Annotated in this window: 22 protein-coding genes and 1 tRNA gene; 8 read left to right on the forward strand and 15 right to left on the reverse strand. The window is 71.5% G+C overall.

Annotated elements, in window-relative coordinates; genetic code table 11:
- The 4 genes from QM572_RS18545 to QM572_RS18560 all read right to left on the reverse strand — a co-directional run.
- A partial coding sequence (locus tag QM572_RS18545) for an MFS transporter (protein ID WP_415095459.1) occupies positions 1-608 on the reverse strand: 608 nt, incomplete at its 3' end.
- Positions 605-1990, reverse strand: coding sequence for a diaminopimelate decarboxylase (lysA, locus tag QM572_RS18550; RefSeq protein WP_415095460.1), 1386 nt, complete (start codon positions 1988-1990; stop codon positions 605-607). The genes QM572_RS18545 and lysA, both read right to left, overlap by 4 nt.
- Positions 1987-3657: an arginine--tRNA ligase gene (gene argS, locus QM572_RS18555; protein WP_415095461.1), complete on the reverse strand. Its 1671-nt coding sequence runs from the start codon at positions 3655-3657 to the stop codon at positions 1987-1989. Before argS ends, lysA begins: the two co-directional genes overlap by 4 nt.
- Before the next feature lie 9 nt (positions 3658-3666).
- Complete coding sequence (locus tag QM572_RS18560) at positions 3667-5949, reverse strand: S53 family peptidase (RefSeq protein ID WP_415095462.1); 2283 nt, start codon at positions 5947-5949, stop codon at positions 3667-3669.
- 141 nt (positions 5950-6090) lie between these two features.
- On the opposite strand from QM572_RS18560, the gene QM572_RS18565 reads away from it, so the two are divergent.
- The 3 genes from QM572_RS18565 (at position 6091) to QM572_RS18575 (ending at position 6930) form a co-directional block, all read left to right on the forward strand.
- Positions 6091-6163 (forward strand) — tRNA-Arg (locus QM572_RS18565).
- Positions 6164-6394: 231 nt separating this feature from the next.
- Positions 6395-6592 (forward strand): hypothetical protein, encoded by a 198-nt coding sequence (locus QM572_RS18570; RefSeq protein WP_415095463.1) that lies wholly within the window; start codon positions 6395-6397, stop codon positions 6590-6592.
- The gene (locus QM572_RS18575; RefSeq protein WP_415095464.1) at positions 6589-6930 is read left to right on the forward strand and encodes a type II toxin-antitoxin system PemK/MazF family toxin; all 342 of its coding nucleotides are present in this window, start codon (positions 6589-6591) and stop codon (positions 6928-6930) included. The genes QM572_RS18570 and QM572_RS18575 overlap by 4 nt, the downstream gene beginning before the upstream one ends.
- 46 nt (positions 6931-6976) lie before the next feature.
- Here the strand turns inward: QM572_RS18575 and QM572_RS18580 are convergent, their stop codons facing one another.
- The 4 genes from QM572_RS18580 to QM572_RS18595 all read right to left on the reverse strand — a co-directional run bounded on the left by QM572_RS18580 (position 6977) and on the right by QM572_RS18595 (position 9056).
- Positions 6977-7417 (reverse strand): MarR family winged helix-turn-helix transcriptional regulator, encoded by a 441-nt coding sequence (locus QM572_RS18580; RefSeq protein ID WP_415095465.1) that lies wholly within the window; start codon positions 7415-7417, stop codon positions 6977-6979.
- Positions 7414-7794, reverse strand: coding sequence for a hypothetical protein (locus QM572_RS18585; protein WP_415095466.1), 381 nt, complete (start codon positions 7792-7794; stop codon positions 7414-7416). The genes QM572_RS18580 and QM572_RS18585 overlap by 4 nt, the downstream gene beginning before the upstream one ends.
- A gap of 81 nt (positions 7795-7875) precedes the next feature.
- A complete protein-coding gene (locus QM572_RS18590) occupies positions 7876-8145 on the reverse strand; it encodes a hypothetical protein (RefSeq protein ID WP_415095467.1) in 270 nt (89 codons plus the stop codon).
- A complete protein-coding gene (locus QM572_RS18595) occupies positions 8142-9056 on the reverse strand; it encodes a DUF4303 domain-containing protein (protein ID WP_415095468.1) in 915 nt (304 codons plus the stop codon). The genes QM572_RS18590 and QM572_RS18595 overlap by 4 nt, the downstream gene beginning before the upstream one ends.
- A 642-nt stretch (positions 9057-9698) precedes the next feature.
- Here QM572_RS18595 and QM572_RS18600 point away from each other — a divergent pair.
- From QM572_RS18600 to QM572_RS18615, 4 genes are read left to right on the forward strand one after another with little or no spacing between them, the layout of a single operon-like run.
- Positions 9699-10211 (forward strand): mycothiol transferase, encoded by a 513-nt coding sequence (locus QM572_RS18600; RefSeq protein WP_415095469.1) that lies wholly within the window; start codon positions 9699-9701, stop codon positions 10209-10211.
- Positions 10212-10247: 36 nt separating this feature from the next.
- Positions 10248-11627, forward strand: a complete 1380-nt coding sequence (locus QM572_RS18605) for a cystathionine beta-synthase (protein WP_415095470.1) — start codon at positions 10248-10250, stop codon at positions 11625-11627.
- Positions 11624-12736: a cystathionine gamma-synthase gene (locus tag QM572_RS18610; protein ID WP_415095471.1), complete on the forward strand. Its 1113-nt coding sequence runs from the start codon at positions 11624-11626 to the stop codon at positions 12734-12736. Before QM572_RS18605 ends, QM572_RS18610 begins: the two co-directional genes overlap by 4 nt.
- Positions 12737-12744: 8 nt before the next feature.
- Positions 12745-13416, forward strand: a complete 672-nt coding sequence (locus tag QM572_RS18615) for a pyridoxamine 5'-phosphate oxidase family protein (RefSeq protein ID WP_415095472.1) — start codon at positions 12745-12747, stop codon at positions 13414-13416.
- On the opposite strand, the gene QM572_RS18620 is transcribed toward QM572_RS18615, so the two are convergent.
- The 7 genes from QM572_RS18620 to QM572_RS18650 form a co-directional block, all read right to left on the reverse strand.
- Positions 13400-15499 carry a CocE/NonD family hydrolase gene (locus QM572_RS18620; RefSeq protein ID WP_415095473.1) on the reverse strand — a complete coding sequence of 700 codons (2100 nt, stop codon included), beginning with the start codon at positions 15497-15499 and terminating at the stop codon, positions 13400-13402. The two genes, QM572_RS18615 and QM572_RS18620, sit on opposite strands and share 17 nt — an antisense overlap.
- A gap of 120 nt (positions 15500-15619) precedes the next feature.
- On the reverse strand, positions 15620-17320 hold the full coding sequence (locus QM572_RS18625) for an ABC transporter family substrate-binding protein (protein WP_415095474.1): 1701 nt from the start codon (positions 17318-17320) through the stop codon (positions 15620-15622).
- Positions 17317-19458, reverse strand: coding sequence for a dipeptide ABC transporter ATP-binding protein (locus tag QM572_RS18630; RefSeq protein WP_415095475.1), 2142 nt, complete (start codon positions 19456-19458; stop codon positions 17317-17319). Before QM572_RS18630 ends, QM572_RS18625 begins: the two co-directional genes overlap by 4 nt.
- Positions 19451-20359: an ABC transporter permease gene (locus tag QM572_RS18635; RefSeq protein WP_415095476.1), complete on the reverse strand. Its 909-nt coding sequence runs from the start codon at positions 20357-20359 to the stop codon at positions 19451-19453. Before QM572_RS18635 ends, QM572_RS18630 begins: the two co-directional genes overlap by 8 nt.
- A 1-nt stretch (position 20360) precedes the next feature.
- Positions 20361-21341, reverse strand: a complete 981-nt coding sequence (locus tag QM572_RS18640; protein WP_415095477.1) for an ABC transporter permease — start codon at positions 21339-21341, stop codon at positions 20361-20363.
- 109 nt (positions 21342-21450) lie between these two features.
- Positions 21451-22422: an LCP family protein gene (locus QM572_RS18645; protein ID WP_415095478.1), complete on the reverse strand. Its 972-nt coding sequence runs from the start codon at positions 22420-22422 to the stop codon at positions 21451-21453.
- Complete coding sequence (locus QM572_RS18650; protein ID WP_415095479.1) at positions 22419-23066, reverse strand: hypothetical protein; 648 nt, start codon at positions 23064-23066, stop codon at positions 22419-22421. The genes QM572_RS18645 and QM572_RS18650 overlap by 4 nt, the downstream gene beginning before the upstream one ends.
- A 100-nt stretch (positions 23067-23166) precedes the next feature.
- On the opposite strand from QM572_RS18650, the gene QM572_RS18655 reads away from it, so the two are divergent.
- The coding region (locus QM572_RS18655; protein ID WP_415095480.1) for a 2-oxoglutarate dehydrogenase E1 subunit family protein at positions 23167-23435 on the forward strand (269 nt) is incomplete at its 3' end.

Consider the following 23435-nt stretch of genomic DNA (forward strand, 5'->3'; position numbering starts at 1 on the left):
GCACCGACCGCGGTCGCCCGCGAGAGCGGCGCGTCGCCGCCTCCCCCGCCGGCGGCGGCGCGGCGGACGAGGAGCCAGGCGGCCAGCCCGAGGACCGGGACGGCGACGAAGACCCAGCGCCAGCCGAGCAGGTCCGCGACGGTGGCGGCGAGCACCGGGCCGACAAGCGCGGGCAGCACCCAGGCCGCGGCCAGCACGGTGAACGCACGCGGGCGCAGGCTCTCGGGATAGGCCTGGGCGACCACGACGTAGAGCCCGACCGAGTAACCGCCGGCGCCGAGCCCCTGCAGCAGCCGGCCGAGCAGGAAGGGCAGCATCGACGGCGCGACGCCGCACCCCAGGCTGCCGACGGCGAAGACCGCCACGCCGAGCGTGATCGCGGGGCCGGGACCGCGGCGGTCGATCCACGGGCCGGCGACGGTCAGGCCCAGCACCTGCCCGGCCATGGGGGCCGCGAAGGCGACCGCGTAGAGCGAGAGGCCGTCGAGGTCGGCGGCGATCTCGGGCATCACCGTGGCGACAGCGAGCGACTCGAAGGCGAAGAGGAACGCCAGGCAGAAGACCCCGAAGGTGGTCGGCAGGTGACGCCCGCGCCAGACGGACGTCACCCGAGGTCGGTCGCGAGCAGGTCGTCGACCGTCTCGCGCCGCACGATCGTGCGGGCCACGCCGTCACGCACCGCGACCACGGGCGGGCGCAGGGCGTGGTTGTAGTTCGACGCCATCGAGCGGCCGTAGGCGCCGGTGGCCGGGACCGCGACGAGGTCGCCGGGCCGGATGTCGCCCGGGACGAACTCGTGCTTGACGACGATGTCGCCGGCCTCGCAGTGCTTGCCGACGATCCGGGCGAGCACCGGCGCGGCGTCGCTCGCCCGGCCGGCGAGGGTGGCGGAGTAGTCGGCGTCGTAGAGCGCGGTGCGGATGTTGTCGCTCATCCCGCCGTCGACGCTGACGTAGGTCCGCGAGACTCCCCCGTCGAGCGCGACCTGCTTGACCGTTCCGACGGTGTAGACCGTGCACATCGCCGGCCCGACGATCGCACGGCCGGGCTCGATCGACAGGTGCGGCTCCTCGATGCCCAGCCCGCGGCACTCGTGGGCGACGATCTCGCGCATGCCGGCAGCGAGCTCGGCGGCCGGGCGCGGGTCGTCCTGGGAGGTGTAGGCGATGCCGAAGCCGCCGCCGAGGTCCATCTCCGGCATCACGTGGCCGAGCTCGGCGGCGATCTTCGCGTGCAGGGCGAGCACCCGGCGGGCGGCCACCTCGAAGCCGGCGGTGTCGAAGATCTGGGAGCCGATGTGGCTGTGCAGGCCGCGCAGGTCGATGCCCGGATGGGCCAGCACCCGGCGTACGGCCTCGAAGGCGGCTCCGCCGGCGATGGAGAAGCCGAACTTCTGGTCCTCGTGGGCCGTGGCGATGAACTCGTGGGTGTGCGCCTCCACGCCCGCGGTCACCCGCACCATGACCCGCGCAGGCGTCCCGGTCTCGGCCGTGATGGCGCCGACCCGCTCGATCTCCTCGAAGGAGTCGACGATGATCCGGCCGACCCCCGCGACGATCGCGCGGCGAAGCTCCATCGCGGTCTTGTTGTTGCCGTGGTAGCCGATCCGCTCGGGGTCGATGCCCGCGCGCAGCGCGACGCTCAGCTCGCCGTCGGAGCAGACGTCGAGGCAGAGCCCCTCCTGGTCCACCCAGCGCGCGACCTCGGTGCACAGGAACGCCTTGCCGGCGTAGTAGACGTCGGCCGGGGCGAAGGCGTCGCGGAACGCGCGGGCACGCTCCCGGAAGTCCGTCTCGTCGAGGACGTACGCCGGGGTGTTGACGTTCGCGACCAGCTCGGGGACCGACAGGCCCCCGATGTGGAGCTCACCGTCGCGCTTCTCCGCCGTGCGCGACCACAGCTCGGGCATCAGGGCGTTGACGTCCTCGGGCTCCTTGAGCCAGACCGGACTGGTGCCGGTGAACGAGCCCGGCGAGAGGTGGGAGCTCACATCCGCTCCGGGGCGCTGACGCCGAGGAGGTCCAGGCCGTTGGCGAAGACGATCCGGGTGGCGGCGACGAGCGCGAGGCGGGCGCCGTGCAGGTCGGTGGGCTCCTCGTCGCCGCGGGGCAGCACCCGGCAGTTGTCGTAGAACCGGTGGTAGATGCCGGCGGTCTCTTCGAGGTAGCGCGCGACCCGGTGCGGCTCGCGGAGCTGGGCGGCCCGGGCGACGACCCGTGGGAACTCGGCGAGGGCGCGCAGCAGCTCGCCCTCCTTCTCGTGGTCGAGCAGCTCGACGTGGTCGCCGGGCTCGAGGCCGAGGTCGGCCGCGTTGCGCAGGATCGAGGAGACGCGGGCGTGGACGTACTGCACGTAGTAGACCGGGTTGGCGCTCTCGGCCTTGGTCCACAGGTCCAGGTCGATGTCGATGTTGGAGTCCGAGCTGTAGCGCGCGAGGGCGTAGCGGGCGGCGTCCTTGCCGATCGCGGTGACCAGGTCGTCCAGCGTGATGACGGTGCCGGCGCGCTTGGACATCCGGACCGGCTCGCCGTCCTTGACCAGGTTGACCATCTGGCCGATGAGCAGCTCGAGGTTCTCCCCGGGCTTGTCGCCGAAGGCGGCGCACATCGCCATCATCCGGCCGACGTAGCCGTGGTGGTCCGCGCCGAGCATGATGATGCAGCGGTCGAAGCCCCGTTCGCGCTTGTCGAGGTAGTACGCCAGGTCGCCGGACAGGTAGGCGCCCTGGCCGTCCGACTTGATGATGACGCGGTCCTTGTCGTCGCCGAACCGCTCGGACGCCAGCCAGATGGCTCCGTCCTTCTCGTAGGTGTTGCCGAGCTCGGTGAGCCGGTCGATCGCGTGCTTCACGGCGCCCGACTCGTGCAGGTTGTTCTCGTGGAAGTAGACGTCGAAGTCCACGCCGAAGTCGTGCAGCGTCTGCTTGATCTCCTCGAACATCATCTCGACGCCGAGCGCGCGGAACCGCTCCTGCGCCTCGTCGTCCGGCAGGGCGAGGACGCCGGGCTCGGCCGCGGCGACCGCGGCGGCGATGTCGTGGATGTACTGCCCGCCGTAGCCGTCCTCGGGGGCCGGCCTCCCCTGGGCGCTCGCCAGCAGGGACCGCGCGAAGCGGTCGATCTGGGCACCGTGGTCGTTGAAGTAGTACTCCCGGGTGACGTCGGCGCCCGACATCGTGAAGACCCGGCCGAGCGCGTCCCCGACGGCCGCCCAGCGAGTGCCGCCCAGGTGGATCGGTCCGGTCGGGTTGGCCGAGACGAACTCCAGGTTGACCCTCTCGCCGGCGAACGCATCGTTGCCGCCGTACCGCTCGCCGGAGGCGAGGATGTCGAGAGCGACCTTGCCCTGCGCGCCGGAGGCGACGGTGATGTTGAGGAAGCCCGGCCCGGCGATCTCGACGCCCGCGACGCCATCGGCCTCGGCCAGCCTCGCCGCGACCAGCTCGGCCAGCGCGCGGGGGCTCGTGCCCTGCCCCCCGATCAGGGTGCGCCGTGCCAGCTGCATCGCCACGTTGGTGGCGTAGTCGCCGTGCCCCTTCTGCCGCGGGCGCTCCACCGTGACCGTGCTCGGCACGCCGTCGGCCAGGGTGAGCGCACCCTCGTCGGCCAGGCGCGTCAGGACGTCGACGATCGCGGAGGAGAGCTGCTCGGGGTTCACCCCCCAAGCCTATCGGCGCAGCGCCACCGACTTCGCGGCGCCACCGGCGAGCACCCGGACGCGCTTGGCGCCCGACTTCACCCGCAGTACCACCCGCTCGCTGCTCCCGGCGGCCAGCGCCGGAGCCGTCCTCGCCGCCAGGGCTCGCTTGCCCCGCTTGACGCTCACCGGGAACGCCGCGACCGGCGTCGTCGCACGGTTGCGGACGCGGACGGCGATCCGCCAGCGGCCGCCGTGCAGCCTGCGGACGGCGACCTTGAGGATCTGGATCCGGCCGCTGGCGGACACCGGCGAGGACGTGGCGCCTGGGGCGGAGGTGGAGGTGGAGGCGGCGGCCGGGATCGGCTCGCCGTTGAGGACGGCGATCAGCGCCGCCGCCCGCGGGACGCCGAGCCCGGTGGAGTCGTCGTACCCGTCGAGGCGACTCAGGGTGGCGAGGTTCCCGAGGGTGCGCAGGCTCGGGATCACGGCGGAGGTCGAGTCGGAGGTGTCGGTGTAGTCGGAGCGGACGTTGGCCAGGAGGCTGGTGCCGTTGGCCGTGGCGACGCCGACCGGGTCGTAGAAGAGCGAGGCCCGGTTGCCGGCGTCCTTCGAGGCCGCGTAGAGCGTCGGCGTCGGCAGCCCGAGGCCGCTGCCGTGGTGCTGGACCGCGAGCGCCATCAGGCCGGCGAAGAGCGGGCTCGCCAGGGACGTCCCGCCGATGCGGTACTCGCTGTAGCGGTCGGTGCCGTCGGGGAAGGTCTGCGTCTGGCCGACGAGCATGCCCGTGGTCGGGTCGCCGAGCAGCGACAGGTCCGGCAGCACGCGGCCGGGCGTCGAGGTGACGCCGTCGTACGTCGTGAGCGAGTCGGGCACCACGCCCTTCTGCCAGTCGGGCTCGGCGTACGTGCTGGACACGCCGCCACCGCCCGCGCCCCCGTAGGTGTAGCTGCCGAGGTTCCAGCTCTGGTTGTCGGCGTTGCGGAGGTACTTCCGCGTCCCCCAGTAGCTCTCGAACTGCCGCTGGCCGTCGGCGCCGATCGCGAGGGTCGTGCCGCCGACCGCGACGACGCCGGGGCTGGTGGCGGGGTAGTCGGCGGTCCGGTCGGCGCCGCCCTCGGTCTCGTCGCCGTCGTCGCCGGAGCTGAAGGCGATCGTGATGCCCGTGGCGGCCGCCTGGTCGGTGATCTGGTCAAGCAGCGCCTGGTCCGACGGCAGCGGGCTGTCGCTGGAGGTGCCGAAGGAGTTGCTGATGACCTGCACCTGGCCGCCCTCCACCAGGGCGCCGATCGCGAGATACAGGAACGGCCCGTACGGCGTCACGCCGGTCTGGTAGACGATCGTGGCGTCCGGCGCCATCGAGTGGACGGCCTCCACGTCGAGGGTCTCCTCCCCCGCCCAGCCGTCGGGGTCGATCAGGCCGATGCCCGTCGGGTCCTCCGGGATCTGCTGCACCCCGACCGGGACGTTCTCGACGAACTGCCCGTCGGCGAACGGCTGCTCGCCGTGGCTCGTGGCGTAGGTGTTGGCGTCCTCCAGGATGGTGTCGGAGGCGTAGGCGTCCACGATGCCGACGCTGACGCCCTTCCCGGTCAGGCCGGTCTGCTCCAGGCCGTAGGCCTTGCGCAGCTGGCGGCCCTCGTAGCCGCAGACGCTGTACTTCTGCGAGGCGCCGTTGTAGGCGGGCGCGTCGGTCGCGGTGAGCTGGCCGTAGTAGCTGCCGCACGGCCGGGCGTTCAGGAAGACCGCGCTGGCGTCCGCGTCCACCCCGCCCGCGCCGCCCGTGGCGTCGGTGTCGGTGTCGGTGCGGTGGGCGGGCACGAGCGGAGCGCTCTGGGACAGCCCCGCGACGTTGCTCACCAGCCCGCTGAGGGCGGCCGGGATCACGGGGTCGGTGAGGGTCTTGCGCAGGCTCAGGCCGCCGACGTCGGCGAGGGTGAAGCTGGTCCGGAAGACGCTCGCGGCCACGCCGGCCGGCGCGTGCACCGCGAGGTAGGAGCCGTTGGCCGTCGCTCCGTCGACGGTGATCCCGAGTGACGCGAGGACGGTCCTCGTCGCCGTCACCGTCGCCGAGGTCGGCGCGAACCGCTGCTGGTACTCCGCCTGCGTCAGGTAGTGGTGGTACGACGGCGAGGCCGGGTCGTTCACCTCACGGGCCAGCGCGTGGAGGCCCGCGCGGTCGCGGGTGGCGAGCTGGACGACGAAGTCGATGTCGTCGCCGGACGCCACGGCGGAGGCCGGGACGGCATGGGCGGGGACTGCGGCGGTGAGCGGGAGGAGGGCACCGGCGGCGATGAGGGCGAGGCTGCGCACGAAGAGGGCAACGACCCTCCGCGCGCCGGGGTGACGGCACGGCCGGTAACGATGTGGGTAACGACCCGGTTTCAGTTCGGGGGCCGCTCACCCTGTAGTCTCCAACCCGCACCGGCCCGGCGTCAGCCGCGCCCGTGCGTGGCCTCCGTAGCTCAGGGGATAGAGCACTGGTTTCCGGTACCAGGTGCCGCAGGTTCGAATCCTGCCGGGGGCACCCCATGGTCGAAGTTCGAACATGCGACACCGCAAACAGCGTCGTCGGCTCTGACTTCGCCGTCTTCGTCGATGTAGACCTTGGTGAAGAAGGCTTGGTTGCCGCCGACCCTTGGCTGAGCGCTTCCAGAGCCGACCTCGGGTCCCGATCTCCTGACCCCTCCCAGATCGGATACATGTCTTGCACTTGGCCTGTTGAACAAATGTTGAACACGGGAGTAGGTTTGATGCCATGACGTCGATCGGGTTTCGTCCCACAGCCGAAGACGAGCGCATCCTGCGCGAGGCCGCCCGCCCCGGAGAGAGCACCTCGGACACGCTGCGCCGCGCCCTGCGGCTGCTGGACCACGAACGGTGGCTCGGCCGATTCCACGCCGATGCCGAACGACTCAAAGATGAGGACGTCAACGCCGAACCGGAAGCCTGGTGATCCGCGGAGCCGTCTACCGCATCGACCTCGGCCAAGCACGCGGTCACGAGCAACGCGGAAGACGCCTGGGCCTGGTGGTCTCGCCCTCGGAGTCACCGTTGTCGGTCGCGACCATCGTCCCGACGTCGACCTCGGCTCAGCCGGCGATCCACCGGCCCGAGCTCGAGGTCGCCGGGCGGGCGACCCGGATGCTGGTCGATCAGATCCGCTCGATCGACACCGACTATCTGGTCGGTGACCCAGTGGACTACCTCTCCCGCGACCAGATGGCCGAAGTGGAGCTCGCGTTGGCGCACTACCTCGGCATCGCCTCCATCGCACCGCCGCGATCCCGATAGCCCCGATGCGTGCCTGCCCGCTGCACCAGCGGCGCATTGGCGTGATTCATCCGTTGATCGCGCGGGACCGGCCGACGAGGTCGGCCATCGCCCTCTGAAAGTCGTCGCGTCGTTGCTGACTCCAGCCCGCAGTCAACTCGTCGAACACCCGCTCCTGCCACGCGTGGGCCTGCCGCAGGACTGTATGCCCGCTGGGTGTGACAGTGACCTCGCGTCTGCGGCCATCAGAGGGGGTGACGGCCAACGTCACGTACCCAGCGTCGACCGCGCTCTTGATCAGACGCGACGCGCCACTCTGGTCGATGCCGATCTCCTCCGCGACCGCGTTCACCGTCGCGGCCTCCGCGCGGTGGACGAGTGCAGCAACAGCGTCCGTCGCCAGGACCAGCCGTCCCTGCTCGGCGACAGAGGCATCGCCTGCGGTGGCACGCCGTGACCAATGCCGCACGAAACCGAACAGGAGTTGCCCCGGTCCCGGCGCACTCATTCGGTCGCAGCCATCTCGCGACAGATGTATGCCAAGTCCAGCGCCGACCTCAGATCGGGCAAGCGCAGCGCAGCCGAGACCTTCCCGCCCGCAACCCGGAACACCGTCGCCACACGAGTCGGCGCCTGATTCTCGGGCCACGTCGCCTCCTCCTCGACCACCATCAGCCGCCCGCTGATCGGATGCCACGAGCGCGGCACCAGCCGGATACCGGACCGCTCCACCCAACCAGCGAACTGCTCTGGCGAGATCGGGCCCGCACCTTTCGGCCCGAGCACGACGACCGGGTCGCGAACCGCTGCCGCCGACCGGCGCAGATCACCAGAGCTCACAGCATCGTGCCACTCGTTGATTGCCTCTTCCAGGTCTGACTCCATCAGCCAAGTATATGCGAATCGCATATACTTGGCGAGTGCGCGTCAAGAACCTCCTGGCCGACTCGCTGCCGCCTGTCGAGGCTAGTCCGTCGCCCGCGGGGGCAGCAGGTCAGCGAGGGTCAGGCCCTCGCAGGGCTCGAGGTCGTTCGTCTGCGGGAGCCAGATCAGCGGCACCGGGGATGAGGCGTCACGTCCGGGCGAGAGGATGACGTTCCCGCCCGCGTCGTAGGCGAAGGGGATGAGCGAGGCCAGCCGCGGGAATCGCACCCCCATCGCGGCCTCCGTCGCGTCGATGACGGCATCGTCCACCGGAGGGCCGTCGCCGTCCCAGGCCGTCGCGCCCGCATTCATCGCGCTCCCCCGCCGCCAGCGTCGCGCTGGCGTGCCGCGAGCCATCCGATCAGGTCGTCCGTCACGAACTCGCCCTCACCGGGCACGTCCTCGCGCAGCGCGCCCAGGTCGAGCAGGAACACCTCAGCGGCGTCCCTGCCCCGCGCCGGGTCGAACCCGGGGCCCGTGGCGCGCATGAGCAGGCCCCGTCCGCCGCTGTCGTCGCCGACGAGCGACCAGCCGGGGGCATACTCGGCCACCTCGTAGGTCTCGTTGCGCTCCTCGATGTCGTCCGGGCCGTAGACGGTGATCCCGTCGGGGAGCGACAGGTCCGCGGTCGTGCGCCACAGCTCGGCGACCGTGGGGTTCGGCGCGGTCTCCTCCGATGCCGACGACGGGGAGCCCGGGCGGAGCGCGGGCTGCTCGGCGCACTCCCGCAGCCACTCCTCGTACAGCGGGCCGGCGGGGTTGAGCCGGCGCACGAACCCCGCATCGGTCGCATCCGGCGGCACCGTCCCCGCGATCAGCAGCACCCCCTGGCGTTCGGCGCCGGCCCCGAAGAGCCCCGCGACGTCGAGCAGTCGGAGCGCCTCCTCGATGGACGCGAGCCGGAGTGCGTACTCCGCCTCGAAGGCATCGCCGCCGAGGCCGGACAGCTCGCCCCGCGCGGCGAGGGCGCGGCTCACGCCGGCGAAGTGCTCGTCGTATCCCCACGTGGCGTACGGCGTGCCGGCGAGGTCCCATCGCTCGAGTCCCTCGGCGGCGTCCGCCTCGAGCGAGCACGCGGACAGGTACGGGGCGCGCGCCTCACCGGAGGTCAGCAGGGCGACCGCGTAGAAGCGCTGCGGGTGCTGCTCACGCAGGGTCGCGATGGCTGCGCCGGCAGCCGAGGCAAGGGCGCGGCTGAGGTCGGGGTCGGATCGCGGACGCACCGGCACTCGCTGGGACACACGCGCCTCACTCACCGCGCTCACCGCGCGCGAAGGGCTTGAAATCGCGCTCCGCGAACGCCTCGAACTCCCGACGGACTCGCCCGACCCGAACCTGCGCGTGAGCATCGTACCCAGCTCGCTCCCGAGCACCGGTGCAGCGCGACCGGCAACCGACTCGGTGAAGATCTCGGCGCCGTCGAGACGGCCGTCTCCGAACTCCCGCAGCCACCACACGTACGACGGCGGAAGCGCGAACCCGAGCCGCGACTCCGCGTCGCGGACCACGCGCCGGGGACACGGTGTCCCTCGACCCACTCGAATCGCGGCGACGAGCGGAGCCTCGCCGCGAGTGCGTCGAAGGCAGGCTCGGCGCGCGGAGCTGACACGCCACGATCGTAACCACAGGTGCGCCCTCGCTCGGCCGGGCCGCCGTGACGGGCGGCAGCCTGACCGAGCGGCGACGCATCAGAGCTTGGTGTCGATCAGGAGGCCGCTCTGGAGGACCGAGGCGAGCTGGTCGTAGGAGACGCCGCTCGCCGAGGCGAGGTCGGCGAGCGCGTCTGGGTCGGTGCCAAGCAGGCCGGCGAGCAGATTGGTGGTGGCCTCGGAGCTGGTCGAGAGGCCGGAGTAGCGTCATGGGGCATGACGCCGACCGACCTGCTGAAGGACGCCTTCGGGCGCATCGCCGAGGATCTGCCCGCGCTGCTCGAGGGGCTGACCGAGGAGCAGCTGACCACCCGGCTCGGCCCCGAGGCCAACACCATCGCCTGGCTGGTCTGGCACCTGACTCGCGTCCAGGACGACCACGTCGCCGGCGTCGCCGGCACCGAGCAGGTGTGGATCGCCCAGGGGTTCGCCGAGCGCTTCGGCCTGCCCTTCGACGTCACGGCGCACGGCTACGGCCAGTCGACCGAGGAGGTCGGGCAGGTGCGCGCCTCGGCCGAGCAGTTGGCGGCGTACTTCGCCGCGACGCACGTCGCGACCGTCGCCTTCCTCGACACGGTGACGCCCGAGGACCTCGACCGCGTCGTCGACACCCGCTGGGACCCGCCGGTGACGCTCGGCGTGCGCCTGGTGAGCGTGATCAACGACGACACCCAGCACCTCGGCCAGGCGGCCTTCGTCAAGGGCATCCTCGAGAGCGGTGCCGCCTGAATCGCCTCACCGGCCGCCCGTAGGGAGAATGGCCTCATGCGCATCGCAGAGAACGTCGTGGAGCTCGTGGGCAACACCCCGCTCGTGCGGCTCCGCCAGGTGGTCCCGACCGGGCCGGTGGTGGCCGCCAAGGTCGAGTACCTCAACCCCGGCGGCAGCAGCAAGGACCGGATCGCCGGCGCGATGGTCGACGACGCCGAGGCCGCGGGCCTCCTCCAGCCGGGCGGGACGATCGTCGAGCCGACCAGCGGGAACACCGGCGTCGGCCTGGCGCTGGTCGCCCAGCAGCGCGGCTACAAGTGCGTCTTCGTCTGCCCCGACAAGGTGAGCGAGGACAAGCGCAACGTCCTCAAGGCGTACGGCGCCGAGGTGGTCGTCTGCCCGACGGCCGTGCCCCCGGAGCACCCCGACAGCTACTACAACGTCAGCGACCGCCTGGCGGCCGAGCCCGGCGCCTGGAAGCCGGATCAGTACTCCAACCCGGCCGGCCCGCGCTCGCACTACGAGACGACCGGTCCGGAGATCTGGCGCGACACCGACGGCCGGGTCACCCACTTCGTGGCCGGCGTCGGCACCGGCGGCACGATCACGGGCACCGGCCGCTACCTCAAGGAGGTCAGCGACGGCGCGGTCAGGGTGATCGGCGTCGACCCCGAGGGCTCGGTCTACTCCGGCGGCACCGGCCGCCCCTACCTCGTCGAGGGCGTGGGCGAGGACTTCTGGCCGAGTGCCTACGACCCCGAGATCGCCGACGAGATCATCGCGGTCTCCGACGCGGACGCGTTCGAGATGACCCGCCGCCTCGCCCGCGAGGAGGGCCTGCTCGTGGGCGGCTCGTGCGGCATGGCGGTCGTCGCGGCGGCGAAGGTCGCCGAGACCGCCGGCCCCGACGCCGTCATCGTCGTGCTGCTGCCCGACGGCGGCCGGGGCTACCTGTCGAAGGTGTTCAACGACGACTGGATGCGCTCCTACGGCTTCCTCCGCACCACGCTCGAGGGCGCGACGCCGAGCGACCCGACGGTCGCGGAGGTGCTGCGCACGAAGTCGAAGACCGGCGACATGCCCGCCCTGGTGCACACCCACCCGAGCGAGACGGTGCGCGACGCGATCGAGATCCTGCGGGAGTACAACGTCTCCCAGATGCCGGTCGTCGGCGCCGAGCCTCCGATCGTCATGGGCGAGGTCGCCGGCTCGGTGAGCGAGCGGCACCTGCTCGACCTCGTCTTCACCGGCAAGGCGCACCTCACCGACGCGGTCGGCGACCACATGGAGCCCGCGCTCCCCCTCGTCGGCGCCGGCCAGCTCGTCTCCGAGGCGCACGTCCTCCTCACCGACTCCGACGCGCTGATGGTCGTCGACGACGGCAAGCCGCTCGGGGTGCTCACCCGCCACGACCTCCTCGGGATGCAGGTATGACCCACCACGACAGCAGCGACCGCCAGGGGTTCGCGACCCGCGCGATCCACGCCGGCCAGGAGCCCGACCCGCGCACCGGCGCGGTCAACGTGCCGATCTACGCCACCTCGACCTTCGCCCAGGACGGCGTCGGCGGATTGCGCGAGGGCTTCGAGTACGCCCGCACCGGGAACCCCACCCGCGCCGCGCTGGAGACCGCGCTGGCCGCGCTCGAGGGCGGCGCCCACGGTCGTGCGTTCTCCTCCGGCATGGCCGCGACCGACGCCGCGCTGCGCGCCATGCTCCGGCCCGGGGACCACCTCGTCATCCCCAACGACGCGTACGGCGGCACCTTCCGCCTGATCGACAAGGTGCTGGTCCACTGGGGCATCGACTACTCCGTCGCGCCCGTCGGCGACACCGAGGCGATCGCCGCCGCGATCCGGCCCGAGACGAAGCTGGTCTGGATCGAGTCCCCGACCAACCCGCTGCTCAACGTCGCCGACATCGCCGCCGTGGCGACGGCGACCCACGCGGCCGGAGCCCGGCTCGTGGTGGACAACACCTTCGCCACGCCGTTCTACCAGCGGCCGCTGGCGCTCGGAGCCGACGTCGTACTCCACTCGACGACGAAGTACCTCGGCGGCCACTCCGACGTCATCGGCGGCGCGCTCGTCACCGACGACGCCGAGCTCGACGCGGCGTTCGGCTTCCTGCAGAACGGCGCCGGCGGGGTGCCGGGCCCGTTCGATGTCTTCCTCACCCTGCGCGGGCTCAAGACGCTCGCGGTGCGGATGGAGCGGCACACCGCCAACGCACGGGCCGTGGTCGAGCTGCTGCGCGGGCACCCGGGGGTCTCCGAGGTGCTCTATCCCGGGTACGCCGGCATGGTCTCGATCCGGCTGGCCGGAGGTCGCGAGGCCGCGCTCGACCTGTGCAAGAAGCTCGAGATCTTCACTCTCGCGGAGAGCCTCGGCGGGGTGGAGTCCCTGGTCGAGCTCCCGGCGGCGATGACCCATGCCTCGACGGCCGGATCGCTGCTGGAGGTCCCCGACGACCTGGTCCGGCTCAGCGTCGGCATCGAGGACGTCGAGGACCTGCTCGGCGACCTCACCCGCGCCCTCGGCTGAGCGTCCACGTGTCCCGCACCGACATCAGCCGGATCGCCGAGAAGGGGCGTACCGAGCGCGCCGAGCTCGACACGCTGCTCGACGCGACCTGGCTGGGCCACGTCGCGCTGGTCCGCGAGGACGGCTGGCCGGTGGTCATCCCGACCGCGGTCGTCCGCGACGGCGACCGGCTGCTGCTGCACGGCTCGACCGGGTCGCCGTGGATGCGGACGGTCGCCGGCGGCGCTCCGGTCTCGGTCGCGGTCACCGCGGTCGACGGCGTCGTCGTGGCGCGCAGCGCCTTCGAGTCCTCGATCCACTACCGCAGCGCGGTGCTCTTCGGCACCTGCACCCGGCTGGAGGGCGCGGACAAGGAGCGGGCGCTCGACCTGCTCACCGACGGCCTCATCCCCGGCCGCACGGGCGAGGTGCGGCCGAGCACGCGGCGCGAGCTGGCGGCCACGATGGTGCTCGCGCTGCCGATCGCCGAGTGGTCGCTCAAGGTGAGCGACGACTTCAGCGAGGACCCGGACTCCGACGTCGCGGGCGACGCCTGGGCGGGCGTCGTGCCTCTCGCACCGCAGCGGCACGGCGCGCCGCTCCCCCACCCGGATCTCCGGCCCGGGATCGAGGTGCCCGCCAGCGTGCGCGCGCTGACCGGCGACGCCGGCCGGGCCGACGGCGCTACCTCAGGCGCTTGACCACCGTGGCGCGCAGCACCGTGCTGCCCTTGGTCGCCGTGATCCGGGCGGTGTAGCGCCCGCGCCTGGTGATCTTCGTGGTCAGCGAGAAGCTGCCGGCCGCGGTCGTCCTCAGCGTCCGGACCAGCTTCTTGCCCCGGTAGAGCTTCAGCGTGACGACGGAGCCGGACGGCACCGTCCCGGTGACCGTCGCCCGGTAGTGCTCCGGGCCGCGGTGGCGGCGGTGGCCGTGGTGGATGCGACGGAACACCATCCGCAGCGAGCCGATGGCCTTCTGCGGAGCCGACACCGGCACGGCCGCCGCGAGCGGCGCGGGGAGCGCGAAGCTGGGCGAGGTGGAGCCGGTGACGGTGTCCCCCGGGATCGTGAACGGCGCGTTCGCGACGAAGTCGGCGTAGCGGGGCGCGTTCGGCTTGACGACGGCGCCGGCGGCCCGCGCGTACGTCAGGAACGGCAGGCTGACCGAGCCGCCCGTGATCGTGACGGTGGACTGGGTGTAGGTCGGCAGCCACCACTCGGCGTCGGCCGGCCCGATCCGCACGCCGACCCGGTGCCCGGCGGGGATCTTCCAGTCGTTGCCGTAGAGGTCGAGGGAGACCTTGCCGCTGGAGGGGACGATCGTGGCGCTGCGGCCGAGGATGGTGGCCTTGTTGCTCGCGTCGATGTCGTAGTAGTCGACGCTCATGGTCGCGGGCGCGCCCGGGACGGAGACGGTCGCGGTGAGGTCGACGTGCGGGACGCCGGCGAGGTGGGCCGCGGAGGCGAGGGGCGGGGAGATGGTCCAGACGCCGGTGCCCGTCTCCTGCGCGACCACGGACTCCAGCCCGGAGCCGACGTCGTTGGAGCCGGTGACGGCGGTGTCGGTGTAGCTGCCGGTCAGCAGCGTGGTGGTGGCGGGCCTGCTGTCCGCCGGCGGCCACGCCGTCTCGGTGCGCCAGGTGGCGTCGCTGGTCTGGACCCGGATCGCGGGGAGGTCGGCCGCGGGAGCGCCCTTGAGGTACTGGTCGTACCAGGCCATCACCTCGGTGAACCAGGGGGTCGGGGCGGCGTCGTCGCCCTCGCCGACGTCGTTGCCGCGGATGTGGTCCCACATCCCGAACCAGGCGCGCTTCGGCCCGGCGAGCTCGTTGTAGAAGTCCCAGACGCCGTCGGGCTTGGTGTTGTTCTCGAGGTAGCCCTGGGTCAGGAGCAGCGGGACCGTGCTGCCCTTCGCCTGGGTGATCAGGTTCCGCGCCTTCCAGTAGTCCGAGTCGTGGTCGGTGTTGAGCACCGCCTGCTGAGCCCAGTTCTCGATCAGGCCGACCGGGTTGTCGAGACCGTTGACGCAGTACGTCGAGGTGTCCCCGCCCAGCACGCAGGGGCTGGCCGAGATCGTGTCGTAGAGCGCCGGCGTGAGCAGCGAGTTCGAGTAGCGGACCCCACCGGAGTAGAGGTAGCGGTAGCCGTCGTAGACCGGCTCCTGCGAGACGACCGCCTTGAGGCCCGCCGGTCGCTTGGCGACGCCGACCAGGCCGGTCTCGCCGTCGTACGACTTCCCGTACATGCCCACCGATCCGGTCGACCAGGACTGTCCGGCGGCCCACTGCACGGCGTCGACGACCGCTTGCTGCTCGGCGGGGCCGACCCAGTCGGGGGTGCCGCTGGAGCCGCCGTAGCCCGGCAGGTCGACCATGACGTAGGTGTAGCCCTTGGCGAACACCTGGCCGCCGACGAGGAAGTCCTCGAACCGGGTCGACGGCGCCGCCGCCGAGCCGACGGGGGTGTAGTCCGTGCCCTCGATGTAGCCGGTCGCGCCGGTCTGGCCGGAGTGGCCGAAGTAGGGCCCGATGGAGAGGATGACGGGTGTCCTCGTCGTGGCCGGGAGCCCGGCCGGCCGCAGGACGTCGGCGTGCAGCTTCGTGCCGTCGGCCTCGGTGATGTACTGCTCGCTCCACGTCGCGCCGATCTGGGTGTACCAGTCGTCGCCGCTGGGGAGGTCGGCCGCCCTGGCGGGGTCCACCCCCACGAGGAGGCCCGCGACGAGCGAGACGAGGGAGGTCGCCACGGCGACGGGGGCGACGGACGGGAGCGAGAGCCGACTCATGCCCGGACCAACGGCCGGCGCCCGAAAGCGCTACACCGGCGTGAGCGGAATTCACGCCGGTGTAACGCAGTCGGGTGTCAGGAGGCTGTGTCCCCGCTGTCAGTCGGGGACGAACGGCCGCTACTCGGTGAAGCCGACCTCGGTCCAGTCGATGTCCTGGAACTCCGCCGGTCCGTAGTTGGCGAGGTTGCCGTCGACGACGAAGACCTGCGGGGCGGGCGCGAAGGGCACCATCGGCACCAGCTGCGCGATCGCCTTGTCGATCTCGTTGGCGATCTCGGCGCGCTTGTCCTCGTCGAGCTCGGCGTTGGCCTGCTTCCACAGCGTCTCCAGCTGCGGGTCGGTGACGAACGAGAAGTTCTGGCCGTCGCCGCCGGGCTCGCCCGCCGGGGAGAAGAGCGACTCCGAGCTCGAGATCGGGAACGGCGTGCCCACCCACGAGAAGGTCGCCATCTCGAAGTCGCCGTCGTTGATCTTGGTGAAGTAGTCGTCGCTGGGCACGGTCTGGATCTCGACCGGGATGTCGATCGCGGCGAGCGAGCTCTGGATCTGCACCGCGCGCGCCTTGTTGGTGTCCACGCCCGAGGGCACGATCACGGAGTACTTCAGCGTCTTGCCGTCCTTGGTCCAGCTGCCGTCGGTGTCGGTGTAGCCGGCGTCGGTGAGCACCTTCTTGGCGCCGTCGGGGTCGTAGGGCAGCGCGTCGCCGACGTTGTCGTGGTAGCCCGCCTGGCCCGGCATGAAGATGTAGGAGCCCTGCGTCACCGCCTCGGCGCCGACCGGCTCGTTGGCCGACTTGGCCATGAGCTCGCGGTTGATCGCCATGCCGATGGCCTTGCGGACCGCCACGTCGTCGATCTTGAGGCCGTTGAGGGTCACCTGCGTCCAGGTGAGGCCGCCGGAGCGCTCGACGACCGCGCCGGTCTTGCCCTTGGCCATCGTGTAGCCGTCCGCGTCCATGTCGACCTCGACCGCGCTGAGCTCGGAGTTGGTGAACGCCTGGGCCTGCGTGGCCTGGTCCATCACCTTCCAGGTGATGGTGTCGAGCTTGGGGTCCTGGCCCCACCACTTCGGGTTCTTGCCGAGGGTGAGGACGTGGTTGGTGTTGTCGATCGAGGTGAAGACGTAGGGGCCGCAGGTGGGCAGGGGCTTCTCGACGTACCCCTTGCTCCACGCCTTGGCGTCGGACGCGATCGCCTTCGGGAGCACCTCGCCCGCGGTGAACATCGCCGGCCAGTCCGCGTAGGTGCTCGCGAAGGTGACCTTGAAGTCCGTGTCGCTGACGACGTCGAAGGCGGAGACCTTGTCGTAGCCCGCCGAGGAGGCCAGGTCGTACTTCTCGTCCTTGCCGGACAGCGCGGTGAACGTGGCCTCGTAGTCGGCGGCGGTGATCGGCGTGCCGTCCTCCCACACCGCGTCGGGGTTGAGCTTGACCTCGATCACCTGCGGATCCTCGCTGACCACCTCGACGGACTCCGCGTAGTTCTTGTCGGTGGCCCAGGAGCCGTCGTCCTCGATCTTGACCGGCCCGCACGTGGTCGGCGCGAGGACCTGGGAGGTCTCGTCGTTCGCCCCGAGCGAGGTGTTGAGGTTCCAGTTGCCGTTGCTGGTCGGGTCTCCGCTGACCGCGAGGTTGAGCGTCCCGCCGTCGGCGAGCTTGTCGTAGTCGACCGGCGTCCAGCCGACCAGCGGCACCTCGGTCTTCGGCGCGTCGGACTTCGTGGAGTCGGCCGTGTTGGCCTTCGAGCAGCCCGCCAGCGCCATGGTCGCGAGGCCCAGCGCCGCCAGCGGGATCCCCGCCTTGGTGATGGTGCGATTCATTCTCTTCCCTTCCTCGATGTTGGGTGTGCCGTCAGCCGGCCGTGGTCGACGAGCTCGATGCGCTCGACGCGGTCGGCGTGATGGCAGGCCACTGAGACGGCGCCGGGGCCCGCCAGTGGTGGTTCGTGGGTCTGACACAGCGCGACGGCCTCCGCCTCGCCGGTCTGCCGGCCGAGCTGCCGCAGGAGCGGACAGCGGGTCTTGAACTTGCACCCGGCGATCTCCTGCGCCGGGCTGGGCAGGTCCCCGTCGAGCAGGATCCTCGTCCGCGCGCGCTCGATCGCCGGGTCCGGGACCGGCGCTGCCGAGATCAGCGCCCGCGTGTAGGGATGGCGCGGCGAGGCGAAGACCTCGGCGATCGGGCCGGCCTCGACCACCTTGCCGAGATACATCACGCAGACGTCGTCCGCGATCTGGCGTACGACGCCGAGGTCGTGCGCGACGAAGAGCAGCGAGATCCCCAGCGTCTCCTTGAGGTCCTGGAGCAGGTTGACGATGCCCGCCTGGATCGACACGTCGAGCGCCGAGACCGGCTCGTCGAGGACGAGCAGCGTCGGGCTGGTCGCCAGCGCCCGGGCGATGCCGACCCGCTGGCGCTGCCCGCCGGAGAGCTGGTGGGGGAAGCGGCCGGCCATCGTGGTGTCCAGGCCGACCAGCTCGAGCAGCTCGTCGACTCTGGCCTCGCGCGCGGCGCGGTCGTCCTCGACGAGCAGCAGCGGCTCGCCGATCGACTCCCCGATCGGCAGCCGCGGGTCGAGGGCGGCCCCGGAGTCCTGGAAGACGATCTGGACGTCGGTGCGCAGGGCGCGGCGGGTGCGCTTGGTGAGGGTCGCGATGTCGGTGCCGGCGACGGTGATCGAGCCGCCCTGCGGCGCGGTCAGCTCGAGGACCTCCAGGGCGGTCGTGGTCTTGCCGCAGCCCGACTCCCCCACGAGCGCCATCGTGCGGCCGGCCTTGACCTCGAAGCTCACCCCGTCGACCGCCCGGACGGTGCCGACCTGGCGGCGCATCACGCCCTTGAGCAGCGGGAAGTGCCTGACCAGGTCGCGCACCTCGAGGACGCTCGCCGCCCCCTGGTCCACGGGAGCGGGCAGGGGCAGCTCCTCCGGCGGCGGGAAGATCGCGTCGGCCGGCAGCGTCCCGGCGGCGATCTCCGGCGCGCGGAGGCAGGCGGCCGCGGAGCCGTCGGCGGAGCCCGCCAGCGGAGGCTCGGTGGTGCGACAGGCGTCGACGACCGCGGGGCAGCGGGGCGCGAAGGGGCACCCCGGGGGCAGGTCGTCCAGCGCGGGAGGCCGCCCCTCGAGCGGGACGAGACGCTGGGTGCCCGCGGTGAGGATGTTGGGCACCGAGCGGAGGAGGCCGATCGTGTAGGGCATCCTGGGCCGGGCGAAGACCTGGTCGACGTCGCCGGTCTCGACCTGCCGGCCGGCGTACATGACGGCGACGCGGTCGGTGTGGCCGGCCACCACCCCGAGGTCGTGGGTGATCAGCGCGACGGCGGCGCCCGTGATGCGGCGGGCCTCCTCGAGGACCTCGAGGATCTGGGCCTGGATGGTGACGTCGAGCGCCGTCGTGGGCTCGTCGGCCACGATGAGCCGCGGGTCGTTGGCGATCGCCATGGCGATCATCGCGCGCTGCCGCATGCCGCCGGAGAACTCGTGCGGGAAGGCGAGCGCGCGGACCTCGGGGTCGGGGATGCCGACGACGCGCAGCAGCTCGACCGCGCGTACGGCGGCAGCGGCACGGCTGAGCCGGCGATCGTGGATCCGCAGCCCCTCGACGATCTGGTCGCCGATCCGGTGCACCGGGGTGAGGGCCGAGAGCGGGTCCTGGAAGACCATCGCGATCTCGCGGCCGCGGACCTTCGACAGCTCGCGGTCGGAGAGCGCGAGCAGGTTGCGGCCCTCGAAGAGGATCTCGCCGCTCACCCGCGCGTGGCCGGGCAGCAGGCCCATGACCGCCAGCGAGGTGACCGACTTGCCCGACCCCGACTCGCCCACGATACCGAGCGACTCGCCCTCGTGGATGTCCAGGCTGAGGCCGCGGACGGCGTGGACGTCGCCGCCCTCGGCCGGGAAGGTGACGTGCAGGTCGCGGACCTGGAGCAGCGGGGCGCCACCGCGACGCGCGCTAGCCACGGGGACCCTCCGAGCGCGGGTCGAGGGCGTCGCGCAGCGCGTCGCCGACGACGTTGATCGCCAGGAGCAGCACCACGAGCACGCCGGAGGGGTAGAGGAAGAGCCAGGGCCGGGTGGTGGCCGCGGTCCAGCCACCGTCCAGGAGAGTGCCGAGGGAGACGTCCGGCGGCTGCACGCCGAACCCGATGAAGGAGAGCGCCGTCTCGGTCAGGATCGTGTCGCCGATGCTGAGCGTGGCGTCGATGAGGAGGATCGACATCACGTTGGGCAGCACGTGGGTGCGGATCACGTGCCACGGGCCGAAGCCCATGTAGCGGGCCGCCTTGACGAACTCGCGCTCGCGCAGCGACCGGGTCTGCAGCCGGATCGTCTGGGCCATGATCATCCAGCCGGTCACGGCGATGAAGCCCGTCAGCACGATCCAGCTGCCCTTCGTCAGCGGGTAGAGGATGATCAGCACGAAGATCACGGGCAGCACCAGCATCAGGTTGATCAGCCACGAGATCACCGCGTCGGTCCTGCGGCCGCCGTATCCGGCGAAGGCGCCGATGAGGGCCGACAGCACGGTGCTCACCAGGCCGCCGACGAACCCGATGACCAGCGACTTCCGGAGACCCTGCATCGTCTGGGCGTAGATGTCCTGGCCGAGCTGGTTGGTGCCGAACCAGTGCAGCGACGTCGGCGGCCAGTTCAGGTTGTAGGCGTCCTGCTCGACCGCGTCCCACTGGTAGAGGAACGGCCCGAGGAGCGCCCAGAGCACGAGCAGGCCGAGCGCGACCGTGCCGACCCAGAACCTCGGGTTGCGCCGCAGCCGTGCCCAGACGATCGCCGAGCGCGTACGGGCGACCTTGCGGGAGATCGCGTCGTTGAGGGCGTTGGCCTCGGTCTCCAGCTGCGCCACGTCAGAGCCTCGCTCGCGGGTCGAGGGTGACGAACGCGATCTCCGACAGCGTCGAGCTGATCAGCGTGAGCACGGCGATGTAGCAGGTGGTGCCGGCGATGGCGTTGATGTCGGAGGAGGTGATCGCCCGGATGCTGTACTGCCCCATCCCGTCCCAGCCGAAGATGACCTCGAGGAAGAGCGAGCCGGTCACCAGCAGGCCGACGCTGTAGGCGAAGAAGACCGCCATCGGGATGAGCGCGACCCGGACCCCGTGGCGTCGCATGGCCCTGCCCCGGCTGAGGCCCTTCGCCCGGGCGGTGCGGATGAAGTCGGAGTCGAGCACGTCGAGCATCGACGCCCGCTGGTAGCGGCTGAAGCTGGCCGCGACCGTCAGGATGAGCACGATGCTGGGCAGCAGCAGGTGGGAGATCCGGTCCCACACGTGCGGCCAGAGCCCGCCTTCCACGATCGCCGAGCGCGGCCCGGAGAAGGTGATGAGCGTGTGCCCGATCGCCTGGTTGAACTTGGTGGCGAGGATCATCGCGATGATGCCCATGACGAAGGTCGGGGCGGCGAAGACGACGTACGACGCCAGCGTCACGACCTCGTCGGAGAGGCGGTGCTGCTTGATCGCGCCCCAGACCCCGAGCACGATCCCGAGCAGGGTGCCGATCACCGAGCCCACGAGCAGCATCTCGAGCGAGATGCCCATCCGGACCCACATCTCGTGGGCGACGGAGTGGTTGTTGACGCTCAGACCGAAGTCCCCGTGGAGCACACCGCCCAGCCAGTGCAGCGTCCGGCTGAGGAGCGACACGTCCGGGTTGACGCCCATGCCGTCGAGGTAGAGGTCGATGGTGCTCTGCGGCGGTCGCGGGTGCCTGCCCTCCATCGGCGCGGCCGGGTTGAGCGTCAGGCTCGCGAGGACGTAGGCGAGACACGAGGCCACCAGCGTGAGGACCACGTGGTTGGCGATGCGTCGCCCGAGATAGGCGATCATGATGGGCGGGACGCTAGTACGGCCGTGACCGCCCGGTCCGGGGGAAGCGGACTCGAAATGGTCACGATTTGGCGAGCACTCCCCGCGCCGGCGCGACCGGGAGCGGGGCCTAGTGCGCCGCCCCCGACGCCGGGTCCGGCACGGCGAACGGCGACTCGCACTTGCTGAGCACGCCGTCCTTCTTGGCGTCCGCGCCCATCGAGCGGGCCTGCTCGACGTAGGGCTCCACGATGCTCGCGCCGCCCGAGCTCACGCCGATCCCGCCCTGCACGACGCAGTTGGTGACCTTCTTCGGGTCGATGTCGGCGAGCAGGTGGCCGAGCTGGAAGAGCTTCTTCGGCGAGAGGTCGGTGTGGAGGTACTTCATCACCGAGGCGACGCCCTCGGCGACGAACCCGACCTTGCCGCGCTTGCGCGCGACCTTCTTCTGGATCGCCCGCATCACGACCTCCTGATGGCGCGATCGGTCGAAGTCGCCGCGGATCAGCGCGTGCCGGATCCGGGAGTAGGCCATCGCCTCGTAGCCGGTGAGGTGGATCTTCCCCGCCTGGAAGCCCTTGGCCTTGAGGTTCTCGTCGTCGAAGTAGAACGGGTTGACGATGTCGACGCCGCCGATGCCGCCGACGAGGTGCTGGATGCCCTCGAAGCGGGTGAGGAAAACGTAGTCGGGCTGGATCCCGACGAGGTCGCCCACCACCTGGCCGAAGAGCTTCGGGCCGCCGAAGTAGAGCGCCGCGTTGATCTTCTCGTAGCCGTAACCCGGGATGTTGACCCACGAGTCGCGCGGGACGCCGATGATCGCGGCCGCTCCCGTCTTCGTGTTGATCGAGACCATCTGGATCGCGTCCCCGCGCGCGTGGGTGAGCTCCTCCCCCGGCCGGGCGTCGGTGCCGACGGCCAGGACGTAGAGCATGTCCGTGCCGATGTCGACCTTGCTCGCCGACGGCATCGAGACGAGCACGGCGTCCTCGGGGGCCGAGGTCGAGTCCGGCACGAGGAAGAGCGTCGTGGCGAGGACGGCTCCGAGAGCCATGGTGGTCAGCAGCCGGCGCGGGCCGCGGCGCTTGAGCAGGCGCTTCACGGGGAGACCTCCATGGTCGGGGTGGGGGTCGGGGTGGGGGTCGGACTGGTGGTCGAGGCGGTGGCCGCCGCGGGGCCCGCCTTGACGGTGTAGCCGAACACCTTCCAGGCGCCGTCGATCGGGGTGAGGTCGAAGCGCCCGGTCACGTGCTGGGTCGAGTCGACCGTCCCCGTCGTGTCGAAGGTGAGGTCCCAGGTGGCGGTGACGCCGGCGGGGGTGTTCTTCGGCGCGAGGATGTCGAGGGCGACCGTGCGCTGGGTGGCGTCGGCCTCGTCGATGCTCCCCGACAGGGCCGTGCTCGTGAGCAGGTCGAGGTCGTCCTGGGCCTGCTCCCTCGCCCCGTCGGTGAAGTCGGCGAAGGCCGCGCTGAAGTCGGTGCGCGGGAAGTCGCCGAGGTAGGCGGCGTCGAGGTAGTCGTCGATCACCTCCCCGATCGCGGCCGACAGCTCGTCGCGTCCGGCCTGATCGAGCCTGCCGGTCACGGCCGCGATGGAGGTCTGCGTGGTCACCGGGGCGGCGGACGGGCTCGCCGAGCCCTGGCCGGTCACCTTCTTGGCGGCGTCCCCGAGGCTGCACGAGGTGAGCGCGAGTCCGGCGGTGAGCGCGATTCCGCACGCCAGAAGCCGATGCGTGCCATTGGTCATAGGTCCTGAGTCCCCTGTTCGTGTGGGCTAGGAGACACCCTGCCCGAAAGGCCGCCCCGGGTCGGGCATTTCGCCCACGGTGGGTCTAGCCTTGAGTCTCGTGGAAAAGAGTGCCCAGGCCAGCGCCGTGCCCGAGGAGTTCGGAGCCAACGAGTGGCTCGTCGAGGAGATGTACGAGCAGTACCAGAAGGACCCCGCGAGCGTGGACGCCGCCTGGGCGACGTTCTTCAAGAACGGCAACGGGACCTCCAACGGCAGCAGCAACGGCACCACGGCCTCCACGACCCCGGCCGCGCCTCCCGCCGCGAAGCCCGCTCCGGCCGCTCCGGCGCCCGCGAAGCCCGCCGCGAAGGCACCGGCTCCCACGCC

The organism is Nocardioides sp., assembly GCF_047607365.1.
Lineage (GTDB): Bacteria > Actinomycetota > Actinomycetes > Propionibacteriales > Nocardioidaceae > Nocardioides.